Here is a 24,260-nt window from a genome sequence, read left to right as displayed (position 1 = left end):
CCCCGCCGATTTGTCGGCATCTGCTAAAGCGTTCGCCAGGGCTCCGCAGAGTTGGCAACGCGCCAAGTCACTTCAAGGAGCTTTGAACAAAATGGCGAACGACTTCCTCTTCACTTCCGAATCGGTCTCTGAAGGCCACCCCGACAAAGTCGCCGACCAGATCTCGGATGCCATCCTGGACGCGATCTTCGAGCAGGACCCCCGCAGCCGCGTGGCCGCCGAAACGCTGACCAACACCGGCCTCGTGGTGCTCGCCGGCGAAATCACGACCAACGCGCACGTCGACTACATCCAGGTGGCGCGCGACACCATCAAGCGCATCGGCTACGACAACACCGACTACGGCATCGACTACAAGGGTTGCGCCGTGATGGTCTGCTACGACAAGCAGTCCAACGACATCGCCCAGGGCGTGGACCACGCCAGCGACGACCACCTGAACACCGGCGCCGGCGACCAGGGCCTGATGTTCGGCTACGCCTGCGACGAAACGCCCGAGCTGATGCCCGCGCCCATCTACTACGCACACCGCCTCGTGGAGCGCCAGGCCCAGTTGCGCAAGGACGGCCGCCTGCCCTTCTTGCGCCCCGACGCCAAGAGCCAGGTGACGATGCGCTATGTGGACGGCAAGCCGCACAGCATCGACACCGTGGTGCTCTCCACCCAGCACAGCCCCGACCAGAGCGAAACGCCCACCAAGATGAAGGCCTCGTTCAACGAAGCCATCATCGAAGAGATCATCAAGCCCGTGCTGCCGAAGGAATGGCTGCAGAACACGCGCTACCTGATCAACCCGACCGGCCGCTTCGTCATCGGCGGTCCGCAGGGCGACTGCGGCCTCACGGGCCGCAAGATCATCGTCGACACCTACGGCGGCGCCTGCCCGCACGGCGGCGGCGCGTTCTCCGGCAAAGACCCGTCGAAGGTCGACCGCTCGGCCGCCTACGCCGCGCGCTACGTGGCCAAGAACATCGTGGCCGCGGGCCTGGCGCGCCAGTGTCAGATCCAGGTGGCCTACGCCATCGGCGTGGCGCAGCCGATGAACATCACGGTCTACACCGAAGGCACCGGCGTGATCCCCGACGACAAGATCGCCGAACTCGTGCGCGAGTTCTTCGACCTGCGTCCGAAAGGCATCATCCAGATGCTCGACCTGCTGCGCCCGATCTACCAGAAGACCGCGGCCTACGGCCACTTCGGCCGCGAAGAGCCCGAGTTCACCTGGGAAGCGACCACCCAGGCTGCCGCGCTGCGCTGCGGCCGGCCTCAAAAAAAGCCACCGGCGGTGGGTCAGAAGCGGTAAGCGCCGCTCAGGCCTACCGTCCAGTTGCGGCCCGGCGCGGGCTCGTAATAGCGCGCATTGCCCTCGTTGACGATGACCGACCCCACATAGCGGCGGTCGAACAGGTTATCGACCCGCGCAAAGGCGTTGAACTCCCAACGCTCCCACTTCTTCAAGTAGCCGGCGTAGAGCGCCGCGACCGCGTAGCCCGGCGCGCTGGCGGTGTTGGCGTCGTTCGCCTGCATGCGGCCCAGCGCGCGCACCTCGGCGCCGGCCCGCCAGCCTTCGGGCGGCACCCAGCCGAGCGATGCAAAGAGCGATTGCCGTGCAATGCCGGGAATGCGGTTGCCCGCCGCCACTGTGTTGGATACCGCACAGGGCGACGGCGAGCAGAAGGCATCGCGGTAGCGTGCGTCCAGCCATGTATAGGCAAGCTGCGTGCGCCAGTGGTTGGCCGTTTCATGCTGCCAAGCCAGTTCGAATCCGTTGCGCCGCGTGCGGCCCGCGTTCTGGAACGTGGCGCGGCCACCGCTGTTGGTGTCGGTCACGATCTCGTCGCGGGTGCGGGTCTGGAACAGCGCGGCCGTCAGCAGGCCTCCACCCAGCCTTGCCTTGGCACCCACTTCCACGCTGTCGTTGACCGAGGGCCGCAAGGCAAAGTTGAGCCCGCTGGCGCCGCCCACCCGGTACGAGAGTTCGTTGAGCGTGGGCGTCTCGAAGCCGCGGCCGATCGAGCCGTAGAGCGCCAGGTCCGGCGTTGCCTCGTAGCGCAGCGAGGCGACCGGGAGCGTCTTGCTGTAGCGCGCACTGCCGCTGTCGTCGCGGTTGGCGCCCACGATATAGCGGTCTTGCGAATCGAAGTGCACGCTGCTTCGGCGCACGCCGGCCTCCAGCGTCCACTGCTCGGCCAGGCGCCAGGTGGCTTGTGCATAGGGGTCGAGGTTCCAGACCTCGTTGCGCTCGCTGCGCCGCAGGCGGCCTTGCACGCCCAGCACGGGCGAGGCCACGCGGCCGAGGTAGTTCTCGTAGCCGCGGCGCTGCTCGCGCAGGCTGTCGTAGCCAAGGCCCACGGCAAGGTCGAGCGGCCGGTCGGCCATCTGCAATGCGGCGGTCCAGCGCAGGTCGACCCCGCCGTACTGGCGCGACAGATCGATCACCCCGCCCGCATGCAGCGGATTCTGTTGAGGGCCGAGCGGAATCGACTGGTACTGCACGGTCTTGCGCTCGCCGCCGTACACCATGAGCCGCAGCGACTGCGAAGCACTCACGCGTCGTTCATAGAGCAGGCCGGCCTGCGTCTGCTCGACCGTCTTGCGCGTGTCGAACTGCGTGGCCAGCGCCGCGCTGCGTGGCGCCAGCGCGTACTGGTCGGCCGTGAGGCCCAGCGGGTCTTGCGCGCTGATGCGCACGCTGTTGAGCACCAGTGTGAGCTTGTCGCCGTTGTCCAGCGCGATGCCGAGCTTGCCGTTGGCGATGTCGCGCCGGGCCGCGCTGTGCTCGCGCCAGCCGTCGGTCTGAAAGCGGCTGGCGTTCAGCAGGTAATCGATTGCGCCTTGCGATCCGCTGCCTTGCAGCGACTGCCGCCAGGTACCGAAGCTCCCGCCGGCCGCCGAATACGAAAGGCGCGGCGCGCCCTCGCCCGACGCGGTGAAGGCCTGCAGCACGCCGCCCGAAGAGTTGCCGTAGAGCGCCGAAAACGGTCCGCGCAGGATCTCGACGCGATCGAGCGAGCCGATGTCGATGTTGGAAGTCTGGCCCTGGCCGTCGGGCAGCGTGGCAGGAATACCGTCGACATACAGCCGCACGCCCCGCACCCCGAAGGTGGAGCGCGCACCGAAGCCGCGAATCGACAGCTGCAGGTCTTGCGCATAGTTCATGCGGTTTTGCACCTGCAGGCCCGGAACGCCGCCCAGGCTTTCGGACAAATTGACCTGCAGCCGGTTGTCTCGCATCTCCGCGCCGTCGACGCGATCGACCGAGCCCGGAACGTTGAAGGGCGCGACCTCGCCGCGGGGCGTGGACACCGTCACTTCGGGCAGGCGGCCGCGGTCTGCGTCTGGAGGAGTCGCCTGTTGCGCCTGGGCAGCGAGCGGAGCCCCCAGCAGCAACAGGCGAACGGCAGTGGCGGTGGCGGCGAGTGCGGGCTTCATCATCGCGCCGATTCTGCTTCGGCGCGCGGCGGTGCACGTACTAGCAACAACCCGCGCGGGCCGAAGCAGCCAGCCCAGGTTCTCAGATCAGGTTCTGCGCCAGCCGTACCAGCCGCACACCGCGACGGGAATGCCCAGTGCGAACCAGGCGAGCATGTCGCCCAAGCCGCCGTCGCTGAACAGCGCGGAAATCAGGCCGATGGACGTCAGCACGCCCAGCACGATCGGCCAGCCCCACAAGCGCCGGAAGGCGTGGCGGGGCTTCATGCCTGCACCTTCATGGCCGGGGCCGGGTCAGGCTGCTGCCCGCCATGCTGCGGCGCTCGCCCTGCACTGCCCGCAGCTGTTGGCGCGGCCGGTGTCGGCACGGTGTTGCCGCGCTTGAGCCACAGATAAAGCCCGCTGCCCAGCACGATGATGGTGGCAATGTCGAGCAGCGCCCAGATGATCTGCATCGGCATGCCCGCGTAATCGCCGAAGTGCAGAGGCTGCGACACGAGCAGCGCCGTCAGGTACCACGGCATCTCGGGCGAGGCTGTCACCTGCGTGGTCTTCGCATCGACCAGTACCGGCTTCAGCAGCTTCGAGGTGAAGGGCTCGTTGCCGCGCAGGAAGAAGGTGGTGTGGTGCGGGCTCGAGAACGAAGTGCCCGGGAACGCGATGAAAGACAGCTTCATGTCGGGCGCCTGCTTCAGCGCGACTTCCATCGAACGCTGCACCGATCCGCGCTCGGCTGCGGGGACGGTCGGCTCGTTCTTGTAAGGCGCAAGCAGCGTGCTGAGCTGGTCGTACTGCCAGTACTTGATGATCAGGTCGGCCCAGGTGTTGATCATGCCGGTGGAGCCCACCACGAACAGCCACACCAGCGTGACGATACCCAGCAGGTTGTGCAGGTCGAGCCACTTGAGGCGTGGCCGCTTCTCGCGCCGCACCGTGCCGAAGTCGAGCTTGCGCATGAACGGCGCATAGAGCACCACCCCGGAAACGATGGCCACGAGCAGCAGCAAGCCCATGAAGCCCAGGAAGAGCTTGCCCGCCAGGCCTGCGAACAGGTCGACGTGCAGCTTGAACATCACGTACATGAAGCCCTCGTCGAACTTGGGCTGTGCCAGCACGACGCCGGTGCGCGCATCGATGGCGACCGACTTGAAGTCTTCGGTGGGTTCAGGCGTGGGCGTGAGCGTGACGAGCCAGAGGCCGTCGTCGTCCTCGGGCTGCGAGACGAACTGCACCACGCGGTCGGGGTGCTTGGCGCGCGCCGTTTCGAGCACGCGGTCCAGGCTCACGCGCGGCGTGTCCGCGGGCATCTTGGGCGCTTCGACCTCGGTGCCCAGAAGATGGCCGATCTCGTGATGAAAGATCAGCGGCAGGCCCGTGATGCACAGCAGCAGCATGAACACGGTGCACACAAGGCTGCTCCACTTGTGTACCCAGGCCCAGGTCTTGATCTTTCGGCTGTTCATCATGTCGTCACTGCTCCCATCGAAAGAGAATTATCAAAAGCGGTAGGTTGCGCTTGCCACCACGCTTCGGCGCGAGCCGTACCAGCAGTCACCGCGCGAAAGGCAGGTGCTGAAGTAGACCTTGTCCGTCAGGTTGTTGATGTTGAGCGCATAGCGCCAGTTGGCATTTTCGTAGGCAAAGACGGCATCGAGCAACGTCACCCCCGGCACCCGTGGACCCGCGCCGGACTGCAGGTCGCGGAACGAACTCATCATGCGCACGCCCGCGCCGGCCGAGAACCCGCTGAGGCCGCCGATCGAGAAGCGGTACTTGGCCCAGACGCTCGCCTGGTGCTTGGGCAGGCCCTCGATCAGTTCGTCCGCATCGGTGTAGTTGTAGTGCGCGATCAGGTCGAGGTTCGAGCCGATCGAGCCCTTGGCTTCGAGTTCGAGGCCCTGGGTCTTGGTCTTGCCGACCTGCGTGTACACGTTGGGCGACGGCGAAGTGATCTGGTTCTTCTCGCGCAGGTCGTACACCGCCGCGCTGAACGCAAGCGCGCGGTCTTTCGGCTCGTACTTCACGCCGGCTTCCCACTGCTCACCGCGCAGGGGCGAGAAGATCTGCCCGTTGCGCGGCGACTGCGGCGTGAACGACTCGCTGTAGCTCAGGTACGGGGACCAGCCCGAAGGCATGGCGTACATCACGCCGAAACGCTTGGTGGTTGCGCTGCTCTTTTCGGCGTCGCTGCCTTCCGCGCTCGAAACGGCCTTGTCGTGGCGCAGGCCCGCCACGAAGATCCAGTTGTCGAGCTTCATCTGGTCCTGCAGGTAGAAGCCGTTCTGGCGCTGGCGGGTGCGCGGCCGCGCATCGCGAATGGGCATGTCGACGTGGCCATACACAGGCGCATAGGCGTCGATGGTGTCGTACGTGGTGCCGCCCCAGACGTTTTCGCGCTGGCGCGCGAAGTCCGCGCCCACAAGCAGCGTGTGCTTGAGCGCGCCGGTCTGGAAATGTCCTTCGACATGGTTGTCGAGCGTCTGCGTGCGGTTGCGCGTCAGGTAGCTGTCGTAGTAGCGGCCCAGCACGCGCCTGAAGATCGGGTCCGTCGCGTCCCAGCTCTCGGCACCGCTGAAGGCCGCCCCGTAGTGGTAGCGGTTGTCGTTTTCGTTTTGCGCATAGCGGAAGTTCTGCCGCAGGGTCCAGTTCTCGTTGAACTTGTGCTCGAACTGCCAGCCGAAGGTCTTGCGCTCGCTGTCGTAGTAATCGAAGCCCGGCTCGCCGATGAAGCGGCTGGTGGGAATGCGTCCGTTCGGGTTCGGCAGCAACGTGCCCGCCCACGGGAAGAATTGCGAGCTGCTGCCGCTCTTGTCCTTTTGGTACAGGCCTTGCAGCGTGAGCGAGGTTGCCGCACTGGGCCGCCACGTCAACGACGGCGCAATGACGCTGCGGTCGTCGGGCACGTAGTCGACCTGCGTGTCCGACTTGCGCTGCAATGCGATCAGCCGGTAAGACAGCGAGCCGTCCGCGTTCAGCGGGCCGGTCAGGTCGGCCTGGATCTGCTTGCGGCCGAAGCTGCCGAACTGCACACCCACTTCGCGCTGCGCCTCTTGCAGCGGGCGCTTGCTCACCATGTTGACCACGCCCGCGGCAGTGCCCGCGCCGAACAGCATGCCCGAGGGGCCGCGCAGCACTTCGAGCCGCTCCAGCGTGTAGGGCTCGGTGCGCGTGGTGCTGGTGTAGTAGCCGTACGCTTGGCGCAGGCCGTCCAGGTAAATGTCGGGCGAAGCGCCGCGGATGCGCACCGAGTCGGTCCGCGAGTCGAGGCCGTAGGCGTCCGAGCGCACGCCGGCTGCGTAGTTGAGTGCGTCCTGCAGATTGCCCGCGCCCTGGTCCACCATCTGGTCGCGCGTGACCACGGTCACCGACTGGGGCGTTTCGGAAAGCGGCGTGTCGGTCTTGGTGGCGGTGGCGGCATTCCTCGCGCGATAGCCGATCACCGGCGAAGTCGCGGTTTCGGCCTCTGCACTCGCATCCACCCTGATTTCCGGCAATGCGCCGGGCGCCGGAGCCTGGGCCAAAACCTGCTGATGCACATAAATTGCCATGCATCCCGCCAGCACCGATGCGACCTTGCGCCCCGCCATCAACCTCGTCATTCCTGCTCCACTCCGAAACATTATTAAGAACGATTCGTATTCTAATAGTTATAAAGTCTCATTTGTTCCAATTTCCCGAGAGCGGCCAAGGGCGTTACGCCATCGGCGTCCGGCGTGGCGGCAAGCAAAGCGGCTACGATCCCGGCCGCACGCCCCGTGCGATGGCCGGTCTCATGCTCAAGCTCATTGCACTCTCGTTCTCCGCGTTGCGCGGCTCGGCCCCTGCGGCTGGTCGGCTCCGCACTTGCGCTTGCTCTGGCGGGCTGTGCCGGTCTTCCCCCTCGCGCACCCGAGCCGCCCACGCTGTCGATCGCAGCCTCCCCCGCCACCACGCTTGGCCGGGCGGCGGCAAGCCTTAGCGCCGCGCAGGACGGGCTCTCGAGCATCCGCCCGCTGGTCGAGGCCTCTTTTGCGCTGGACGCCCGTTTCGAGCTGATTCGTCAGGCGCAAGCCTCGCTGGACGTGCAGACCTACCAGCTCGGCAACGACAAGACCGGCCGCCTGCTGTTGCGCGAAATGCGCGATGCCGCCCGTCGCGGCGTGCGGGTGCGCCTGCTGCTCGACGATTTTTATACCGCCGGCATGGACCGCCTGCTGCTCGGCCTTGCCGCGGAGCCCAATGCCGAGGTCCGCCTTTTCAACCCGTTCGTGAACGCCCGCGACCACTCGGCCACGCGGTGGATCGAGTTCTTCGCCGACTTTCGCCGGCTCAACCACCGCATGCACAACAAGCTCTTCGTGGCCGACGGCGCGATGGCGATCGCCGGCGGGCGCAACCTGGCCGACGAGTATTTCCTGCGCAGCGAAGGCGCCAACTTCATCGATTTCGAACTGATCATGGCCGGGCCCGTGGTGCCGGAGGCGGCGCGCATCTTCGACACCTACTGGAACAGCGACGTGGTCTACCCGCTCCAGCGGATTGCCGGCGCCAGCGACAGCCCGGAATTGCTGAAAGCGGAGCTCGAAGCCGCCACTTCGCCCATCCATGCGCCGCCGCCCGCCCCTCTTGCCGGCACCGACCTGCTGGGCGACGCGCCGCTCGGCACGCAGCTTGCCGACATCGGCCGGGTGAAGTGGATGCGGGCCGAAGCCCATGCCGCAGCGGACAGCCCCAACAAGGCGCTGGGCACTCTTGCATCGCCGGCCGAATCGCTTGCGGCGCGGTTCCATGAAATGACCGCGAGCGCGCGCTCGGACGTGGTGGTGATTTCGCCGTACTTCATTCCGGGCGAAGACGGCATGGCGCGCATCCGCGAAGGCCGGGCGCGCGGCGTGCGCATCAGCGTCATCACCAATTCGCTGGCCGACAGCGACGAGCCGCTGGTGAACATCAACTACAACCGCTACCGGGTCGACATGCTGAAGCTGGGCGTGAACCTGTACGAGGTCAGCACCCAGCAGCTCAAGCGCAACCGCCAGTTCCGCACGCTGCTGAAGAAAGCGCGCGGGCGACTTCACGCCAAGCTGGCCCTGGTCGACCGGGAATGGGTGCTGCTCGGCTCGATGAACCTCGATCCCCGCTCGGCGCGGCTGAACACCGAGTTCGGCGTTCGCGTGCGCAGCTTCGAATTGAGCCAGGCGCTGCTGTACGCCTATCAGCTGGACGACATCGAAGGCGTCTATCGCGTGGTTCTCATGCCTGACGGCGAGAACGTGCAATGGATCGGCACCGGCGATGTGGACAACGAGGTGCTCGACAGCGAGCCGGATTCCAGCCTGCTCACGCGCCTGCAGCTGCTGCTGTTCTCCTGGTTCGTGCCGACAGACCAGCTGTAGCGCGCTGCAGAGGCTGCGGTGGCCAAGGGCGGCCATCCACGCCGTCTACAATGGGGAATGAGATTTGTTCTCAATAACTCCACTCAAACGCACTACAAAGTTCTCAATGGGATTTCGCACCCGGTCGTCACGCATCGCCTTCGCCTTGCTCCCCCTCGCTTCCATTTCTTCACTCTCCACAGCACAAGGCACCGCCAGCGCACCGTCAGACCCTGCGAGCGCATCGCTGCCCGAAGTGCATGTGGTGGCCGAGCCGGAATCCGGCGGCTACAACCCCACGACCAGCAGCGGCGCCACGCGCACCAGCACGCCGCTGCGGGAGGTGCCGCAATCGGTACGCATCGTCTCCAGCCAGTTGATCGAAGACATGGGTGCGAGGCGCCTGGCCGACACGGTGGATTTTGTGAGCGGCATCACGCGCCTCAATGACTTCGGCGGCACCTGGGACAACTTCGGTATTCGCGGCTTCAGCAGCACCGACATGGGGTTTCTGGTCAACGGCTTTCCCGGCTCCCGCGGCTACAACCCGCCGCGCGACACCGCCACCGTCGAGCGCTTCGAATTCCTGAAGGGCCCTGCCTCGGCCGTCTACGGCAGCAGCGAGCCCGGCGGCACCATCAACATCGTCACCAAGAAGCCGGAGTTCACGCGCCGCAACACGGCCGACTTCAGCATCGGCAGCCAGGGCCTGCGCCGCAGTACGCTGGACAGCACCGGCGCGCTGGGCCGCAGCGTGGCCTACCGCCTGAACATGGCGGTGGAGGAAGGCGACAGCCGCAGCGACCTGCTGAGCAACCGGCGCACCCTGGTGGCGCCGGCGCTGACCTGGGTGATCGATGACAAGACGGTGCTCAACTACGAGTCCGAGTTCCTGCGTTCGAAGACGCCGCTGGACCGCGGGCTGATCAACGTGCGCGGCGTGCTCGGCACCCTGCCCCGCGACCGCGTGCTCAACGAGCCCGGCGACGGCAACATGACGCTCACCAGCAATACGCACCAGCTCACGCTGGACCGCCAGTTGTCGGACAACTGGCGCGCGCGCGTGGGTGCGAGCTACAAGGAAAGCACCTTTTCCGGTAACTACACCGAAGCGACATCGCTGGCCAATGACAACCGGACGCTGAACCGCCGCGCCACGTGGCGCCAGCTGCCGTCGCGCGACACCGCCTTCCAGGCGGAACTGGAAGGAAAGTTCACGACCGGCACCTTGGGCCACACGCTGCTCATCGGCGTGGAAGCCTCCAGGCTGTGGATGAACACCGAGATCCTTCGCTCCGGGAACTACCCGATCGATATCTACCAGCCGGTGTATGGAAAGCCCCAGCCGCCGCTCACGTCGCTCACCTCCAGTACAGACGAGCACCAGCGCGCGAGCGCCGTATTCGTGCAGGACCAGATCAGCCTTTCGCCGCAATGGAAGCTGCTGGTGGGCGCCCGCTACGACCATTACAGGCAGAGCATCGAGGACCGTGTCGCAAACCGCAACAGTGCCCAGAAGCACGATGCCGTTTCGCCGCGCGCCGGCCTGACCTATCTGCCGAACGACTGGAGCTCCTGGTATGTGTCTGCCGGCAAGTCGTTTCGCGGCAACAGCGGCACCGACAAGAACGGCCGCGCATTCGATCCGCAGCACTCCACCGCCCTCGAGGCCGGCGTGAAGCTGCAGACCCGGGACCAGCGCCTGGGCGCCAATTTCGCCGTGTTCGACATCAAGAAGACGAACGTGCTGACGGCCAGCGACACGCCCGGCTTTTCCGTGGCCGCCGGCGAAGTCAAGAGCAGCGGCTTCGAAGCCGACGTCTATGGCCAGATCGACAAGAACTGGCGGGTGAGCGGAAATTTCGCCTACGTCGACGCCCGCATCTCCAAAGACGCCACGCTGGCGGCCGGCACACGCATCACGAACATTCCGAGGACCAGTGCCGGCCTGTTTGCCATTCGCGAAGATGCGCTGGCCAACGGCAGCCGCTATGGCGTGGGCGCCGGCATCAACTACGTCGGCAACCGCTCGGGCAACAACGCCGACACCTACACCCTGCCGGCCTACACCACCGTCAAGCTGGTGAGCTACTGGCAAATCAACAAGACCGCGCGCGTGTCGATCGACGTGCACAACCTGTTCAACAAGAACTTCTACACCGCCTCTTGGGGCAATTTGTACGTGATCCCAGGCGCGAAACGCAGTGTCGTCGCCAGCCTGAAACTGGACCTCTGATGAGCAAACCGCACCGAATTGCCGCCCTGGCCACCCTCGCGGCGGCGGCCGTACTCTGCTCGGCCGGCGCGCAGGCGCACGGTATCTGGTTTGCCCAGCGCTCCGGCGAACTCGCGCTGATCTACGGCGAAGGCGCCGACGATCTGGACACGGTCAAGCGGCAGCCGCTGATCACCGCCGTCACCGCCTACGACGCGTCCGCGAACCCCGTATCGACGGCATTGGACGTGAGCGGGCGCCTGCTGGTGGTGGACACCAAGGAGAAACCCGCCATCGTCGCAGCCGTGCTCGACAACGGCACCTGGAGCAAGACGCCGGAAGGCAAATGGCTCAAGAAGGGCAAGGACGAAGTTCCGGGCGCGCTCACCAGCGGCCACAACCTCAAATACGCGGTGCATCTGCGCAGCCCGCTGCGCGGTGCTTTGCCGCCGTTGCCAGGGCACACGCTGCAGATCGTCCCGGTCGATTCCACGCTGCCCGAAAAGCTCGGCCAAGACCTGCGCCTGCGCGTGCTCTACAAAGGAAAACCCGTGGCGGGCGCCCTGATGCTGGCCGACTTCGTCAACGATCCCGACGCGAAGCCGATCGAAAGCGGCGCCGACGGCACCGTGGTCATCAAGGTGCGCAACCAGGGGCTGAACGTCATCACCGCCGTGCTGTCGACGCCACCGGAAGATCCTGCGAAGACCGACAAGGTGGAGCACCTGGCGTCGCTCTCCTTCGTGCTTGCGCACGCGCCGGAATAGGCGAGCGGGGCCGACTGCGGAACGACACTGGGTATGCGCAGCCACTTCGTCGTAACTCGTTGATTTTGATCGACTGATTTTTTTATGCGCCACGGCACGTTCGAGCGACGCGCCGCTGAACATTCGGCTGTGCCGATTTCACGCCACTGAAAATGCGCAGATGCCGCGGAACGTCTGCTCCGCACCAGACCGATCTGAGTCATTCGTGCTAACGGCCCAAGCGGCGGCTGCGATCTCGCCGGACTTTCAGCGGGCAGCGACTCGTATGTCGGAGCAGGTCCTCTGGAGTCATCACCGGCTCCAGCCATTTGAGCGTGGCCGCCCTGGGCGAAAGCTTCACTGCCCAGATTGCGCACCATCTGCCTGCCGGAGCCGGAGCGCGAGCATGAAAAAGCCCGCACGAGGCGGGCTTTGGAGTTTGGTCGTGAACTCTCACGCGGTCCACGGTTACGGCAAATGTTCACTTGCGGAAGCCACCTGTTGTTTTTCTCGTCGTAGTGACTTCGACGCGCCGGTGTGAGATTCGGCTTGACTGGCCAGTCAAAGCCCAAAACTTGGTTCGGGCATGGCGGATTATACCCGGGGGTAAGGGTGAGTCGGCAGGACGCGGAATGTCTCTCCGAGGCACCACTCAAAGAACTGGTCGAGCTGATTCGATTTGTCGAACAGCGCGTCGGCGCCCAACTCGAGACTCCGCCGACGCATTTCGTCGGTTGGATAGTTCGTCAAGACGACCACCCTCTGGTGCGAGGCACGCTCTTTGCAGGTTCGCAGTACCGTGAGGCCCGAGCCCTCGCGCAGAAAGAGATCCACCACGGCCAAGTCCCAGTTGTCGCCGAGCTTTTCGAGGACTTCGACCGCCTCGCTCGCAGTCTCAGCGACGGCAACAACTTCTGCATCGGCAAGGTCGGCCAATGCCGGGACAAGCGCCTCTCTGATGGTGTTGCTGTCCTCGATGAGAACTGTCTGGAGCGGCATGGCGTTGGAGCGGCGCTGCTCAGTTTGATTTGTTGCGATAGGTTGCTGCCTGTGAATGGTTATAGGTACTGGCCCGGCTGAGCGTGTAGGTCAAAAGCTTGATTTCGCGGCAGCGACTGAGTCGTCGTCAATGTGCCGGCTACGATCGGGCTCCCGACTGAAAGGTGCGTCATGACCCGCTCATCCTCCGCTCTTCCTCCCGGTGAATACACCGCCAATCTGGCCAAGGTGCTGGAGAAGAACAAGCAGGTTGCTGAAACGGTCCAGGAAGCTGCGGAGGATCTCTCGGTGGTCCACGCGGTGTTGGACAGCGAAGTGCCGAAAGAGGCCCTGCCATCCGATGTCGGACAAGCCATCGAGCAAACGGACCAACTTAAAGACAAGCTTGAGGAAGCCCACGAAAAGCTAAAGACCGTGAACGAGGCGCTTGAACAGCAGGCCGCCTCAAAGGCCCCTAAGTCCTGAAGAGGTCATACCGCCCGCACTTCCGGCGCACGCAGCATTGAAGCTGGTGCGGGTTCTGGCATGTCCTCGATCCTTGCGATCTCGGCATGCCCATATTCAGTGATGCGCCTCACAGTGGCCGCCCGTGACGGGGCGTAACGGCCTTTAGCCTCCAGCGCGCCAATCTCCGCATCGACCAGGCCTGTGGCTGTAAGCACCGAGACATAGCGGACTTCTCCAGGTTCAAAGATTCGAACAGGAAACTCTTCATGCTGCAGTTGCAGCAAAAACCACAGCGGCATCCGATTTCCCAGGCGAGTTCTGGCGTGCTCGGTTCGCAGGCGCTTGGCTTCCGCGCGGAGCCACTGAGCATCTTCAGAGAGCTGCCTCACGACCGCATTGAGGGCGGCGATCCTTTTCCCCAAATCGGAGGGTGTCTCGGGGTGGGTCAAATCATTCATCATCAGGCTCAAATGTGATAATTTCACATTGATCGTACGCTTGGTTACGATTGGGCTGCTTGGTAGTTTCCAGAATCCTCGGTCAGAACCGACTGTGGTTGCACGCTGGACCACTCTCAGCAGGTACGTTGTGAGCTCATTCTTGGATGTCTAGAAATGATTCGAACTGGTGCTGTTCTTGGCAAAGAAGCGGGTTTGGCCACACTGCGCGAGCTTCTCCATGAAGCAGAGCACGGCTCTTTGAATTGCATGGCACTTCGCGTCTACCGCGCAGACGGCGGCGCAGATGATCTTGTGCTGGGAGGGAGCGCGGCGGAACAGACCAAGGCGCTGGGCGACCTCCTCGCGATGGAGGAGCCGAATGCGAGGGCGTCCGTTCATCAGGACGCTCCCCGTTCGGTTCACCGAACCAGGCGTTCTCGCGTTTGAACCATGCCAAGACACCCCCGCAACTTCTTGGTGCCTGCTCTTCGGGAGTTCGGCTTGCTGCGGGCCGCAGGCTAGACGCGTCCATGGGGACAACCTCCGGACCCTCGGACCAGTTTCACCATGGGGACTGGACCTTCGATCTCTACTTCATTCAAGCGGTAGATCCAGGCTACTTCTGTGGGGTCGCAGACATCTCGCGCGCTCGCGCGCATCGATGCAAGCTGGTTTTGAACAGACCGGCGACCACTCGGGCCGAAGGGGTGGCGCTGCTGCGAGCTCAATGTCTTGCCTGGGTGGCTGCCCAGGAAGTCGCCGCTGCGGGCGGGAAATAGGCGGCCCTTGCAGAAGTGATCCAACTCTGTTGACAGGGGTGATACGCGGTTTTCGCTGACCTTGGCGGTCGGCTACCATGCCTAGCATGGGAACAAGTCACATTCGAGGTCTTGTATGAACCACTTGCTCCGCCCCTTGGCGCTGCTGGCCTTTCTGACCAGCGCCGTGTCGCCGGCCATGGCCGACCCTGACAAAGACGAGAGCGGACATGGCCGCAAAGGCCGACATGGTGGCCACGAGTACAAGGAAGAGTACTGGGACGGTCGGTGCAAGGTCGAGCGCAAAAGGAAGAAGAATGGCGAGTTCAAGGAAGAGCGCAAATGCAAGGGTCACGCTGCGCGCGCGCCGCGCTACGAATACGAGGAGGCGCCGGTCTATCACCGTCCGTCGCCCGGCGTGATCGTCCAACCTCCCGCTGTCATCGTCGAGCCGCCGACGGTGGTTATTCGGCCGTAAGCGAACAGCGCATCTTTAACTCCGGCTGAAACCTCGTGACCCGAAAGAGCACGGTCCTCAGCAAAGAGGCGACCGTCGCGATGTTGCGCGACCTCCTGCACGAGGCGCAGTTCGGTTCGTTGAACTGCATGGTGCTTCGCGTCTTTCGCTCGGATGGCGGTTGGGAGGATCTCGTGCTCGGGGAACGCAGGAAGAACGGGTCAAGGCACGGGCCCTTTGGCGTGACACCTCAGAGCCGGGCTTCCCGGTGGTGAGAATGACCCTCAGCGCACCGGTCTCTGCAGCCGCGGTCGCGACCGGCAAGGCTGCCGAGTTGCTGGCTGAGGCCATCGAGGCGGCCCACGGCTCGAAGCCGAATGTCACCGTCTGGATCGAGGTGACCCAGCCGGACATGCCGCCGTTCGTCGCAGAAGCATTGGACAGGCTCGCGGGGCGCGGCGCAGGGATCGTGGTGACGCACGCCACGCCGGACGCGATGCATTGCTCTCATCCGCCGGGTGGGCAACTGCCACCGGAACTTCAGGAGCGACTTGCCAAGGCGAGCAGGGCGGGGGCGGTGTGGCATCCTCTTGCGCAGGAGCCGGTGCCCGGCATTGGCGTCTGAGGCTCTTTGGCGCCGCCGATTGCCCATCAAGAGCCTTGTGCAATCAGCCGAGTTCCGCCGCCATGGACTTGGACCTACCTCGAAGACGTGCTCACGCGCCTGCCAACGCAGCTGACCAGCCGCAGGGACGAGCTGGAGACCCAATCGCGCTGAGCCGGAGCGAGTCCAGCGCGCTAGCTCATGTGTGCCAAGTCCCGGACATCCGACCGGATCGCCGCACGATCGAGCCCATGCAGCGGCAAATTGACGAAGAGCTCCAAACGACGACGCAGCGCATACAGCATCTGGATCGTTGCATGAGCGACAGCTTCCGGATCGCCTATGGCCGCCGCATCCGGGAACACCCACAACGCTGAGTCAGGCTGACCAGGCCAGCGCGGCTGAGACGAAGAGGTCGCTTCATCAAGGGTGATGACAAACTCTGCGCGCGCTGGGTTCGTCCGCATCAAGTCGTTCCAGCTGCAAGGCGAGTGCGTTGGAACAGGCATGCTCGCGCTGGTCAAGGCGCCTACGGCCGCGGGGTAATGGCATCCGCCAACATTCCGGGCATCCCACATGACAACGCCAAGAATCGATGTGCACCGAGATGCTGGAGGCAGGCTTGCGCCAGCATGCTCCGCAAGGAATTGCGACGTGAAACGAAGATCACGACTATTTTTGCTGGCATCGACTTCACTATAGCGAAGAGGCCTTCTCGGCAGCGGCGACGCCGACCTAGACGCGGTATGTGTTTAAGTAGGTGATCGGCCGGTGCGCCAACGCGGAGCTGGGTTCGCATTGCCCAACAAAATAGTCGAGTATTCACGCAAATTTGATACTTTTGATATTCATGAGACAAACTTCACGCTCTCGCCCTGCAAATGCACCGCGTCCATCGTGAATCGCCAAAGTACCTTCTCTCTCCTCTCCTCATCGCTCATCGCGGTTCATGAAGCGCGCCGGGGGCGCGCGCGATGCTGATGCTTGCGATGTCATGCCTGCGGGCCGACCAGCGAGATGCCGACGTCACGGCGGCCGTGTTGCACGGCGAGATGCATGACGGCCTGCGGATGGGCCTCGCGCGCCTGGATCGCGCCAGCCCGGACTTGGGCTCGAAGCGGCAGGCCGTGCTGGGTCAGGTACTGGGACAGGTCTTGCTCGCAGCGGGGCGCGCGGAGCATGCGGAAGAGCTGTTCCAGAAGCAATTGCGTTCGTACGAAGCGCTGCCGCGGCCGCAGGTGCGGTGGTTGAGTTCGATGGATCGCGGCTACCTATTTTTGGCGCTCAACAAGCCCGGTCGCGCCGCCGAGAGCTTCAATGTCGTCGCCGATGCGGACGATGCGCCGCTCGCTCTGCGCCTCGAGGCGCTGCTCGGCCTGGCGAGCGCCGTGCAAGGCATCGGCGAGCAGCGCCGCGCTTCGCGAACACTCGTCCATGCCGTCTATCTGGCAAGGCAGGGAACCGCCGCCCAGCGGCGGCTGCTCGCTGCCGCAGGGCTGGAACTCGAAGTGAAGCGCGCGTTGCGCAACTTCGACGAGCCGGCCACCGGCGCCTGCCACATGGCTCTGGTGTCGAGCACCATCCGACCCTTGCGTGCGCTCGCGCAAGAACTCTCCGATATGCCCTTGGCTTCGCATCGCCTCCGCTTTCTCGGAGCCTTGGTCGATCCGGAACTTCGCTCGGTGCGCGGCTCGGTCCCGGTGCTGAACGGGTTGCGATGGTGGCGCGAACGTCGCCTGCACCAGGTCGAAGAAGCCGGCCGCATCGAGGCGGCGCTCGCATTGCTGGACCACGGCAATGCACACCTGGCGAGCGAGATCCTGGGACCGCTGGCGACCGATGCGGCCCGGCAGCAGCATCACTGTCACGTGATCGAACTCAAGTACCTCGCCTCGAGGTTTCACTCTTTGCAAGGCAGGCATGCCGAGGCACTGCGGACTTTTCGGCAGCATGCAAGTCAGGCTCAAGCGCGCTTGCGCACCGAACTGCTGCGCGTGCCGTACTCGCGTTTCCTGGAACAACAGGAGCGGGCTGAGCAGTCCGATGCGGACCAGCTTCGCTTGCCGATGCGCTATCGCCGCGCCTACCAGTTCATCCTCGAACATCTGACCGAAGCAACCCTATCCGTCCGACGGGTCGCGGCGCACATCGAGGTTTCGGAACGGGCGCTGCAGAAGGCATTCCGGACACACCTTGGCTTGGCGCCCGCGGAAACGATCCGGCGACTGCGAATGGCGCGCATCCGCACGGAGATCCAGCAACTCTCGGGCCGCGAGAGCGTGCTCGCGGTCGCCAAGCGGTGGGGCATGTCCAATCGCTCGACTCTGGCACAGAACTACCGCCAGCAGTTCGGCGACACACCAACGACCACGCCGCACGGCGCAAGCCCGGATCCGGACGCGACGCCCGACTAGGACCTGCGCGGTTCGCGTGTGCGCATGTGGATGCGCATGCATGGACGGCATCCTGGCCGCTCGTCCTCAAACTGGCGGGCCCACAAGCAAGGAACCTTGACCATGGTCAATCCCGAAATCAAAAGCTATCGTGTCCCAACCTCCCACGGCGCCATCGCTGTCGATGAGGTGGGGAAAGGCAAGACGCAGGTCGTCTTCGTTCACGGCAACTCATCCTGTGGACGGATCTTCAGACACCAGATGCTCGGGCCGCTCTCGCGATCGTGCCGCCTCTTGGCGCTCGACCTGCCCGGCCACGGGGCGTCGGACGATGCGATCGATCCCTATCGCACATACACACGGCCTGGCTTTGCCGATGCAATCACCGAAGCGCTGCGGATGCTCTCCATCAGCGAACCCATCGTGTTCGGTTGGTCCCTGGGAGGGCACATTGCCATCGAGATGGCCGCGCGCTTTCAAGGCATGCGTGGTCTGATGATCAGTGGCACGCCACCCGTCGGCCCGAACGACGCCGCACTCGCCTTCCGAGCCTCGGGCGATGGGGCACTCGGCCGTAAGCGCGATCTTTCCAGCACGGAGATCGTCGACTTCGCGCGCGGAATGGCCGGAGACCATGTCGACGATTTTTTGCGAGAGGCGATCACCCGTTGCGATGGCCGTGCGCGCGAGATCTTGTTTCAGGCACGGGACGCAGGAGCGGGCGTCGACCAGCGAAAGCTGGTGGAGAGCAACTCCATGCCACTAGCCGTGGTGAACGGCGAGGACGACCCCTTCATTCACCTTGATTTCCTGGATGGCATCTCGTATGCCAACCTGTGGGAGGCCAGATGCCATCGCCTGCCAGGCGTGGGGCACGCACCCTTCTGGGGCGCGCCGGCTCTCTTCAATCCGATTCTGGAGCGCTTCGTGCGAGAGATCGCGTAAGCCCGACGGTCGCACCTCGCAGGTACAAGGATACCCAGGCTCCCACGCCCAATAACGCGCAGATGATCTGCGGTGGCGAGCCCATCTCACCCAGACGCAAGTGCGTGCAGATGGCGCCTCCCAGGAAACCCGTCACGAAGATTGCGCCCAGCATGCAGGTGCGCGGAATCGCATAAAGGGCCGTACTGGCAGCAAGGATGCCCCCGATGACGGCCGAGAGCTCGATCGGGAAGCCGGTAGCCTCCATGTTCTTCGCGAGCAGCTGCGGCGCAAGCAGCAGCACGCCCGCATCGGCCAGCAGGGCCATTACCACGACGGCGCCGAGGATGCGACCCGTCCAGAGACAGGCGCGCGATGGATTCTTGAGGTTGGGGTTCATGTTCGTTGTGTTGTTCGCTTTGATGGTCATTTGTTTCGGGGTCGAAGGCGCACCGGCATCCGGCTGGGCATCACGGTGAATGCGTTGATTTCTTCGATCGACTCAGGCGCGCACGCCAGTTCCATGCGAAAGCTGTTGAGGATGGTGGTGAGCACCAAGCGCATCTGCACGGCCGCGAGATGGCGCCCCGGACATACGCGCGGACCCGCGCCGAACTGCAGGAAGGCTCTGGGCTCGTGCGCGGCACCGTCCCGGCGTTCGAGCCAGCGATGCGGATCGAAGTGCTGCGGATCGCGAAAGTTCGAGGCATCGGTCATGGCTGGCCGGGAGAGGGCATAAACGATGCAGTCCGGCGGCAACGCGACATCGTCGACCACCGTCGCCGACGTCGGTGTAAACGAGAGCATGCCCACTACGGGCTTCAAGCGCTGGGCTTCGGTCACGACGGCCTCGAAGAGGTCGAGCTGTTGCAGCAGGCGATAGTCAGAGCACACGGCGTCGCCACCCATTGCCTGTCGTGCCTGTGCGGCAAGCTCGTCCTGCAATGCCGAATCGCTGCACAGATAGGGAATGGTCCACGCCAACGAATGCGCCGTCGTGTCTTCACCGGCCAGCAACAGCGTCAGCACGTTGGCAGCAATCGCGGCGGCATCGGCGTCAGTCCCGGCCGCGAGCATCGACTGAAGCAGGTTTGCCGGCGGCTGGCCGGGCGTGCGCTGCATCTGCGTGCGCGCCGCGTCGATGAGCGTCTGCACATACGCATGGACTTCGTCGAGCGCGGCATCCAATGCCCTGTCTTGCGGCAGCCTGAACCAGCGCCAGTACGGAAACGGCGCCAACAGCCGCTTCATAAACATGGGAAAGATTCGCTGGAGCTGTCGCTGGATTCGGTCCGGCCCTTGTTCCAGCGTGTTCGGATCCGCGCCGAAAGCGAGTGCGCAGACTGCGTCCACGGTGAAGCCCGTGAGTTCGTGCAGCATGTCCACCACCCTTCCTTCTTCGCTCAAACGCGTGAGGCGCGCATGCAGGCGCAGGGCGATCGTTCGCAGCGTGGGGTAGAAGCCGGGAAAGTGCGTCGCGTTCAGGGCCTGCATCACGAACTTGCGCTGCGACAACCAGGCAGAGCCCTCGGCGGCGAAGAGACCGCCGATCCGCATCTCCTCCAGGACCTGTGAGATCCGGCCACCACGGCGAAAGGCCTTGGGTCGATCCCGCAGCAACTGGTTGGCGACGTGGTGATCGGTCCAGACGACGATCCGCTTCGGACCGACCTTCAGGCGATACGGGCTGCCGTATTCGGCGGCCCATTGCTCGAACTGCCGATGCGCCTTAGAGGGATCGATCTGCAGCGCGTTGCCAAGCCAGGGAATGCCACGCGGGCCTCGCAGCTCTTCGATTCGACGGACGCGCTTGGCGCCAGGATTGGGCTGAGGTTCGGGAGGCTTGAAATGCATCGGGCCATTTCACGCCGGCAGCGACCGATGGGAATGCAGCTATCCGAAGTTCCACCCTGGATTGCGAGCTTGCCTTCGACCGACGCGGATAGATCCTGTCGAACGATCACCTTGACCCATCCGGCCAACCCTTGGTGCACCCCGTGTCATGAGGTCCGGATGCCAAGTCCTTCGTGAGGGGTCGGACAGTCCATCGGCGCAATTGGCGTCGCACATTTTTATTTCGTTCATTGTGTCTTCCGCGCAATCATCACCTGCAAATTTTATTGTCAGGCGAATCCATCGCCGGAATATGGATTTACTTTGCAACCCTGTTAAGTGGCTGTTTTTATACGATCTCGATCGTTCTCTCCAACCTCACAGGACTTACTCATGAACACTGGAATTCGCAAATTCATCTTCGCCGCTGTCGCAAGCGCCAGCATCGTCGGAGCGAGCGGCGGCGCCCATGCGCAGCCGACGCATGCCAAGAACGTCGTGCTGGTGCACGGTGCCTTCGCCGATGGTTCGGGCTGGCGCGGTGTCTACAACGAACTCACGGGCCGCGGCTATCGGGTCACGATCGTGCAGAACCCTCTCACATCGCTCGCTGACGATGTCGCGGCGACTCAGCGCGCGATCGACCGCCAGGACGGGCCCACGATCCTCGTGGGCCACTCGTGGGGCGGCACCGTGATCACCGAGGCCGGCGTCGATCCAAAGGTAGTCGGCCTGGTATATGTCTCGGCCCTGTCACCCGACGCCGGCGAGACCACCGCGGAGCAGTACACCGGCTTCTCGGCACCCGAGTTCGTCATTGACACCCATGCGGACGGCTTCGGCTTCGTCAACAGGGAGAAGTTCAAGATCGGGTTCGCCGGCGACACCAGCGATGCGGACGCGGCGTTCATGAGGGACTCGCAGGTGCCGATCAACATGTCGGTGTTCGCCACCAAGCTCAAGCACGCCGCGTGGCGGACCAAACCGAGCTGGGCGGTCATCGCGACCGACGACAAGGCTTTCGATGTCCGGATGCTGCACAAGATGGCGAAGCGCATCGGCGCGACGGTCACCGAGGTCAAAGCGAGCCACGCAGTCTTCATGACACAGCCCAAGGCCGTTTCGGACGTCATTGATCGCGCAGCGCGGGAAGCCAAGCTCACAGGGTCGAACGCGGCGAATCGCACCGCAAGCTCCCGCTAGTCGGCGGCTTGCGGCTGCACGCTCAGCACTGGTCTTTGAGGTCGGACCATCTCAGAAGACCGTCCAGTGCTGGGCAGAGTTCCTGGCCCCATGCCGTCATTCTGTAGTCGACTCTGGCAGGTAGCTCTGAGTGAACGGTGCGTTGGACGATGCCGTCGGCTTCCAACCGCCGCAACTGTTGAGCGAGCATCTTCTGCGAGATGCCTGTGATGCGCCTCTCCAGGTCGGAGAAACGGAGCACCTTTCCGTCGAAAAGATGAAAGAGGATCAGCAACTTCCATCGCCCGGACAGCAAGCTGAAGCAACCTTCCGTATCGATCGCTGCAGACAGTGGGGTGTGCACCTTGCGGATTGTCGGCGTCAATGGACTTACTTTCTGGTGCGTACTTGGCATCGGGAAAGGATATGTCGACGATCGATTCATCACAACCATGGAGGCATCGCATGCCCGTAAAGTTTCCCCTCGCAATCACCAGGTATCTTGAGCTCCAAGGCGGAGGTGCGTTGGACGGCCTGTCCGAAGTTTTTGTCCCGGACGCAGTCGTGCGCGACGAAGCGCAAACGCACTCGGGGCTGGTCGCCATCGCAGATTGGAAGAGGGCCGCCAACGCCAAGTACCAGATGCGAATGATGCCCCTGGGCCTGTCGCAGTCGGGCGAGACGTTCAAGCTGCTGGTGCATCTGGAGGGCAACTTTCCTGGGAAGCAGGTCGATCTGATGCATGTGTTCACGCTGCGCGACGGGCGCGTCGCCACGCTCGAGATCCGGAATCCGGTCGGACTCGAAGGCCGTCGAGCCCTGGTGACAGGGGGCACCAAAGGCATCGGCGCTGCCGTCGTCGGGCAACTGACAGAGGCTGGCGCATCTGTGCTGGTTGCGGCTCGATCGTCCCCGCAGCATGCCGGCGAATGCGGCTTCGTGGCGGCGGATGTTTCAACGCCAGGCGGTTGCGCAGCAATCGCAGATGCGGTTCGTGAACGATTCGATGGGGTGGACATCATCGTTCACGTCGCGGGGGTCGTCGGCACCGGCGGGCGGCTTCGCGGTGCTCGACGAGGACGAGTGGGAAAGTGCGATGGCGATCAACTTGTACTCGGCCGTGCGCCTCGACCGCGCTTTGCTCCCGGGAATGGTTGCACGCGGCACGGGTGTCGTTGTTCACATCACCTCCATCCAGCGACAAATGCCCTTGCCTGAGGCAACAACGGCCTATGCCGCGGCGAAGGCGGCGCTTTCGACCTACAGCAAGAGTCTTTCGAAGGAACTCGGGCCCAAAGGCGTACGCGTTGTCCGAGTAGCCCCGGGTTGGGTTGAGACGGAAGCGTCCGTTCGCTTGGTCGAGCGCATCGCCGAGCAGAACGGCACGGACTACGACACCGCCGAGAAATCGCTGATGGCGTCGTTGGGCGGCATACCCATCGGACGCCCTGCGAGACCTCGTGAAGTGGCTGAGCTTGTCGGGTTTCTGGTGTCGCAACGCGCAGCGTCCATCACCGGTGTGGAGTACGTCATCGATGGCGGCACCGTGCCTGTTGCCTGACGACCCGTTCGACGCGCTAGGACTTGGCCAGCACGTCGCGAAGCCTGACTTCGTCCGATGCGATGGCCGCCAGTTCCAGCAGTGTCCGCTTCTGGTTCTTGTCCAACTGTCGGGGACGGAAGTCGATGACGCAGATCGACCCGAGGGCGAAACCATCCGGGTCGTACACCGGTGCTCCTGCATAGAAGCGGAAGTGCGGGGGCTTTGCCACTGCGGGGTTGTGCGCAAAGCTCGGATGTTCCTTGAGGTCACGGACTTCGAAGATTCCCTTCTGCAGGACCGTGTGGTTGCAGAAGGCCCAGCTGCGAGGCGTTTCCTCCATCTCCAGGCCTTGGCGCGACTTGAACCACTGCAGCTCGGGTGTCAGCACGGTCATCAGCGCGATGGGGGCCTTCAGTCCCCAGGCCGCGAGCCAGGTCACCCTGTCGAACTGGATTTCGGCTGGCGAGCCGACCAGCCCGGAGCGCCGTACCGCCTGGAGCCGGCTCCCTTCGCTCGGCGCCATCGGGAAGTCGGCCTCGACGATCTGATCTGCCAGATGCGTTGGATCTTGGGTCGACCGTTGCGGGGCTTGCGCCAACGTCGCCGACGTGGGCCGCACATCCGACCGGGCTTGCGCCATGAGCGCTTCGACATCAGCCCGGTGAACGCGCCGGTGCCCGCCCGGCGTCTTCCATGACGGCAAAGCGCCGCCCTCGATCAGGAGCTGCGCTGTGCGAACCGAGATGCCGAGGAGCTTCGCGGTTTCCGTGGTGGTGAGGACGCTGTTCTTCATGGGATATGAGCTGGGGAAACGGCTCTGTAGGCACGGGCCGAGGGCCTAGCTTAAGCCAGCCGCACGAACCTATATACCCGCCTAAATCACTCGTTTATTCGTGCAAATTTGATAGTTTTGATATTTTTGCTCATACTCAC

Annotated in this window: 21 protein-coding genes and 2 pseudogenes; 12 read left to right on the top strand and 11 right to left on the bottom strand. The window is 64.0% G+C overall.

What is annotated here, in order from left to right; translation table 11 throughout:
- Positions 1–91 precede the first annotated feature (91 nt).
- Positions 92–1,303 (top strand): methionine adenosyltransferase, encoded by a 1,212-nt coding sequence (metK, locus tag M0765_RS15020; RefSeq protein WP_258504379.1) that lies wholly within the window; start codon positions 92–94, stop codon positions 1,301–1,303.
- Here metK and M0765_RS15015 read toward each other — a convergent pair.
- From M0765_RS15015 to M0765_RS15000, 4 genes are all read right to left on the bottom strand, one after another.
- Positions 1,291–3,432, bottom strand: a complete 2,142-nt coding sequence (locus M0765_RS15015; RefSeq protein ID WP_258508274.1) for a TonB-dependent receptor — start codon at positions 3,430–3,432, stop codon at positions 1,291–1,293. The genes metK and M0765_RS15015 overlap by 13 nt on opposite strands.
- Before the next feature lie 87 nt (positions 3,433–3,519).
- A complete protein-coding gene (locus tag M0765_RS15010; RefSeq protein WP_258504378.1) occupies positions 3,520–3,699 on the bottom strand; it encodes a hypothetical protein in 180 nt (59 codons plus the stop codon).
- Positions 3,696–4,895, bottom strand: coding sequence for a PepSY-associated TM helix domain-containing protein (locus M0765_RS15005; protein ID WP_258508272.1), 1,200 nt, complete (start codon positions 4,893–4,895; stop codon positions 3,696–3,698). The genes M0765_RS15010 and M0765_RS15005 overlap by 4 nt, the downstream gene beginning before the upstream one ends.
- 33 nt (positions 4,896–4,928) lie before the next feature.
- The gene (locus M0765_RS15000) at positions 4,929–7,031 is read right to left on the bottom strand and encodes a TonB-dependent siderophore receptor (RefSeq protein ID WP_258504377.1); all 2,103 of its coding nucleotides are present in this window, start codon (positions 7,029–7,031) and stop codon (positions 4,929–4,931) included.
- 186 nt (positions 7,032–7,217) lie between these two features.
- Here M0765_RS15000 and M0765_RS14995 point away from each other — a divergent pair, with 186 nt between their 5' ends.
- From M0765_RS14995 to M0765_RS14985, 3 genes are all read left to right on the top strand, one after another.
- Complete coding sequence (locus tag M0765_RS14995) at positions 7,218–8,807, top strand: phospholipase D family protein (RefSeq protein ID WP_258504376.1); 1,590 nt, start codon at positions 7,218–7,220, stop codon at positions 8,805–8,807.
- 106 nt (positions 8,808–8,913) lie between these two features.
- A complete protein-coding gene (locus tag M0765_RS14990; RefSeq protein ID WP_258504375.1) occupies positions 8,914–11,022 on the top strand; it encodes a TonB-dependent siderophore receptor in 2,109 nt (702 codons plus the stop codon).
- A complete protein-coding gene (locus M0765_RS14985) occupies positions 11,022–11,768 on the top strand; it encodes a DUF4198 domain-containing protein (protein ID WP_258504374.1) in 747 nt (248 codons plus the stop codon). The genes M0765_RS14990 and M0765_RS14985 overlap by 1 nt, the downstream gene beginning before the upstream one ends.
- 573 nt (positions 11,769–12,341) lie before the next feature.
- Here the strand turns inward: M0765_RS14985 and M0765_RS14980 are convergent.
- Entirely contained in the window at positions 12,342–12,746 is a 405-nt protein-coding gene (locus M0765_RS14980) for a response regulator (protein WP_258504373.1), read from the bottom strand.
- Between the two features lie 171 nt (positions 12,747–12,917).
- On the opposite strand from M0765_RS14980, the gene M0765_RS14975 reads away from it, so the two are divergent.
- Complete coding sequence (locus M0765_RS14975) at positions 12,918–13,211, top strand: hypothetical protein (RefSeq protein ID WP_258504372.1); 294 nt, start codon at positions 12,918–12,920, stop codon at positions 13,209–13,211.
- A 5-nt stretch (positions 13,212–13,216) separates the two neighbouring features.
- Here the strand turns inward: M0765_RS14975 and M0765_RS14970 are convergent, their stop codons facing one another.
- Positions 13,217–13,663, bottom strand: coding sequence for a hypothetical protein (locus tag M0765_RS14970; RefSeq protein WP_258504371.1), 447 nt, complete (start codon positions 13,661–13,663; stop codon positions 13,217–13,219).
- Positions 13,664–14,548: 885 nt separating this feature from the next.
- Between M0765_RS14970 and M0765_RS14965 the strand changes: the two genes are divergently transcribed.
- On the top strand, positions 14,549–14,869 hold the full coding sequence (locus tag M0765_RS14965) for a hypothetical protein (protein ID WP_258504370.1): 321 nt from the start codon (positions 14,549–14,551) through the stop codon (positions 14,867–14,869).
- 256 nt (positions 14,870–15,125) lie between these two features.
- Positions 15,126–15,473 carry a hypothetical protein gene (locus M0765_RS14960; RefSeq protein WP_258504369.1) on the top strand — a complete coding sequence of 116 codons (348 nt, stop codon included), beginning with the start codon at positions 15,126–15,128 and terminating at the stop codon, positions 15,471–15,473.
- Between the two features lie 173 nt (positions 15,474–15,646).
- Here M0765_RS14960 and M0765_RS14955 read toward each other — a convergent pair whose 3' ends face one another.
- Positions 15,647–15,919, bottom strand: coding sequence for a hypothetical protein (locus tag M0765_RS14955; RefSeq protein WP_258504368.1), 273 nt, complete (start codon positions 15,917–15,919; stop codon positions 15,647–15,649).
- Positions 15,920–16,426: 507 nt separating this feature from the next.
- Between M0765_RS14955 and M0765_RS14950 the strand changes: the two genes are divergently transcribed.
- Positions 16,427–17,866 (top strand): helix-turn-helix transcriptional regulator, encoded by a 1,440-nt coding sequence (locus M0765_RS14950; protein WP_258504367.1) that lies wholly within the window; start codon positions 16,427–16,429, stop codon positions 17,864–17,866.
- A gap of 102 nt (positions 17,867–17,968) precedes the next feature.
- On the top strand, positions 17,969–18,790 hold the full coding sequence (locus tag M0765_RS14945; protein ID WP_258504366.1) for an alpha/beta fold hydrolase: 822 nt from the start codon (positions 17,969–17,971) through the stop codon (positions 18,788–18,790).
- Here M0765_RS14945 and M0765_RS14940 read toward each other — a convergent pair.
- A complete protein-coding gene (locus M0765_RS14940; RefSeq protein ID WP_258504365.1) occupies positions 18,750–19,199 on the bottom strand; it encodes a DoxX family protein in 450 nt (149 codons plus the stop codon). The genes M0765_RS14945 and M0765_RS14940 overlap by 41 nt on opposite strands.
- The gene (locus M0765_RS14935; RefSeq protein ID WP_258504364.1) at positions 19,196–20,623 is read right to left on the bottom strand and encodes a cytochrome P450; all 1,428 of its coding nucleotides are present in this window, start codon (positions 20,621–20,623) and stop codon (positions 19,196–19,198) included. Before M0765_RS14935 ends, M0765_RS14940 begins: the two co-directional genes overlap by 4 nt.
- Before the next feature lie 372 nt (positions 20,624–20,995).
- Here M0765_RS14935 and M0765_RS14930 point away from each other — a divergent pair, with 372 nt between their 5' ends.
- Entirely contained in the window at positions 20,996–21,805 is an 810-nt protein-coding gene (locus tag M0765_RS14930; RefSeq protein WP_258504363.1) for an alpha/beta fold hydrolase, read from the top strand.
- A gap of 22 nt (positions 21,806–21,827) precedes the next feature.
- Here M0765_RS14930 and M0765_RS14925 read toward each other — a convergent pair whose 3' ends face one another.
- On the bottom strand, positions 21,828–22,157 hold the full coding sequence (locus tag M0765_RS14925) for a winged helix-turn-helix transcriptional regulator (RefSeq protein WP_258508267.1): 330 nt from the start codon (positions 22,155–22,157) through the stop codon (positions 21,828–21,830).
- A gap of 11 nt (positions 22,158–22,168) precedes the next feature.
- On the opposite strand from M0765_RS14925, the pseudogene M0765_RS29480 reads away from it, so the two are divergent.
- A pseudogene (locus M0765_RS29480) lies at positions 22,169–22,498 on the top strand (hypothetical protein); the annotation flags it as partial.
- Between the two features lie 24 nt (positions 22,499–22,522).
- Positions 22,523–23,345 (top strand): annotated as a pseudogene (locus M0765_RS14915) (SDR family oxidoreductase).
- 16 nt (positions 23,346–23,361) lie between these two features.
- Here M0765_RS14915 and M0765_RS14910 read toward each other — a convergent pair.
- Positions 23,362–24,120, bottom strand: a complete 759-nt coding sequence (locus M0765_RS14910) for a helix-turn-helix domain-containing protein (RefSeq protein WP_258504362.1) — start codon at positions 24,118–24,120, stop codon at positions 23,362–23,364.
- Between the last annotated feature and the right edge of the window lie 140 nt (positions 24,121–24,260).

The organism is Variovorax sp. S12S4 (genome assembly GCF_023195515.1).
In the GTDB taxonomy this organism is placed as follows: Bacteria; Pseudomonadota; Gammaproteobacteria; order Burkholderiales; family Burkholderiaceae_C; genus Variovorax.
This window is presented reverse-complemented; position numbering and strand designations above follow the sequence as displayed.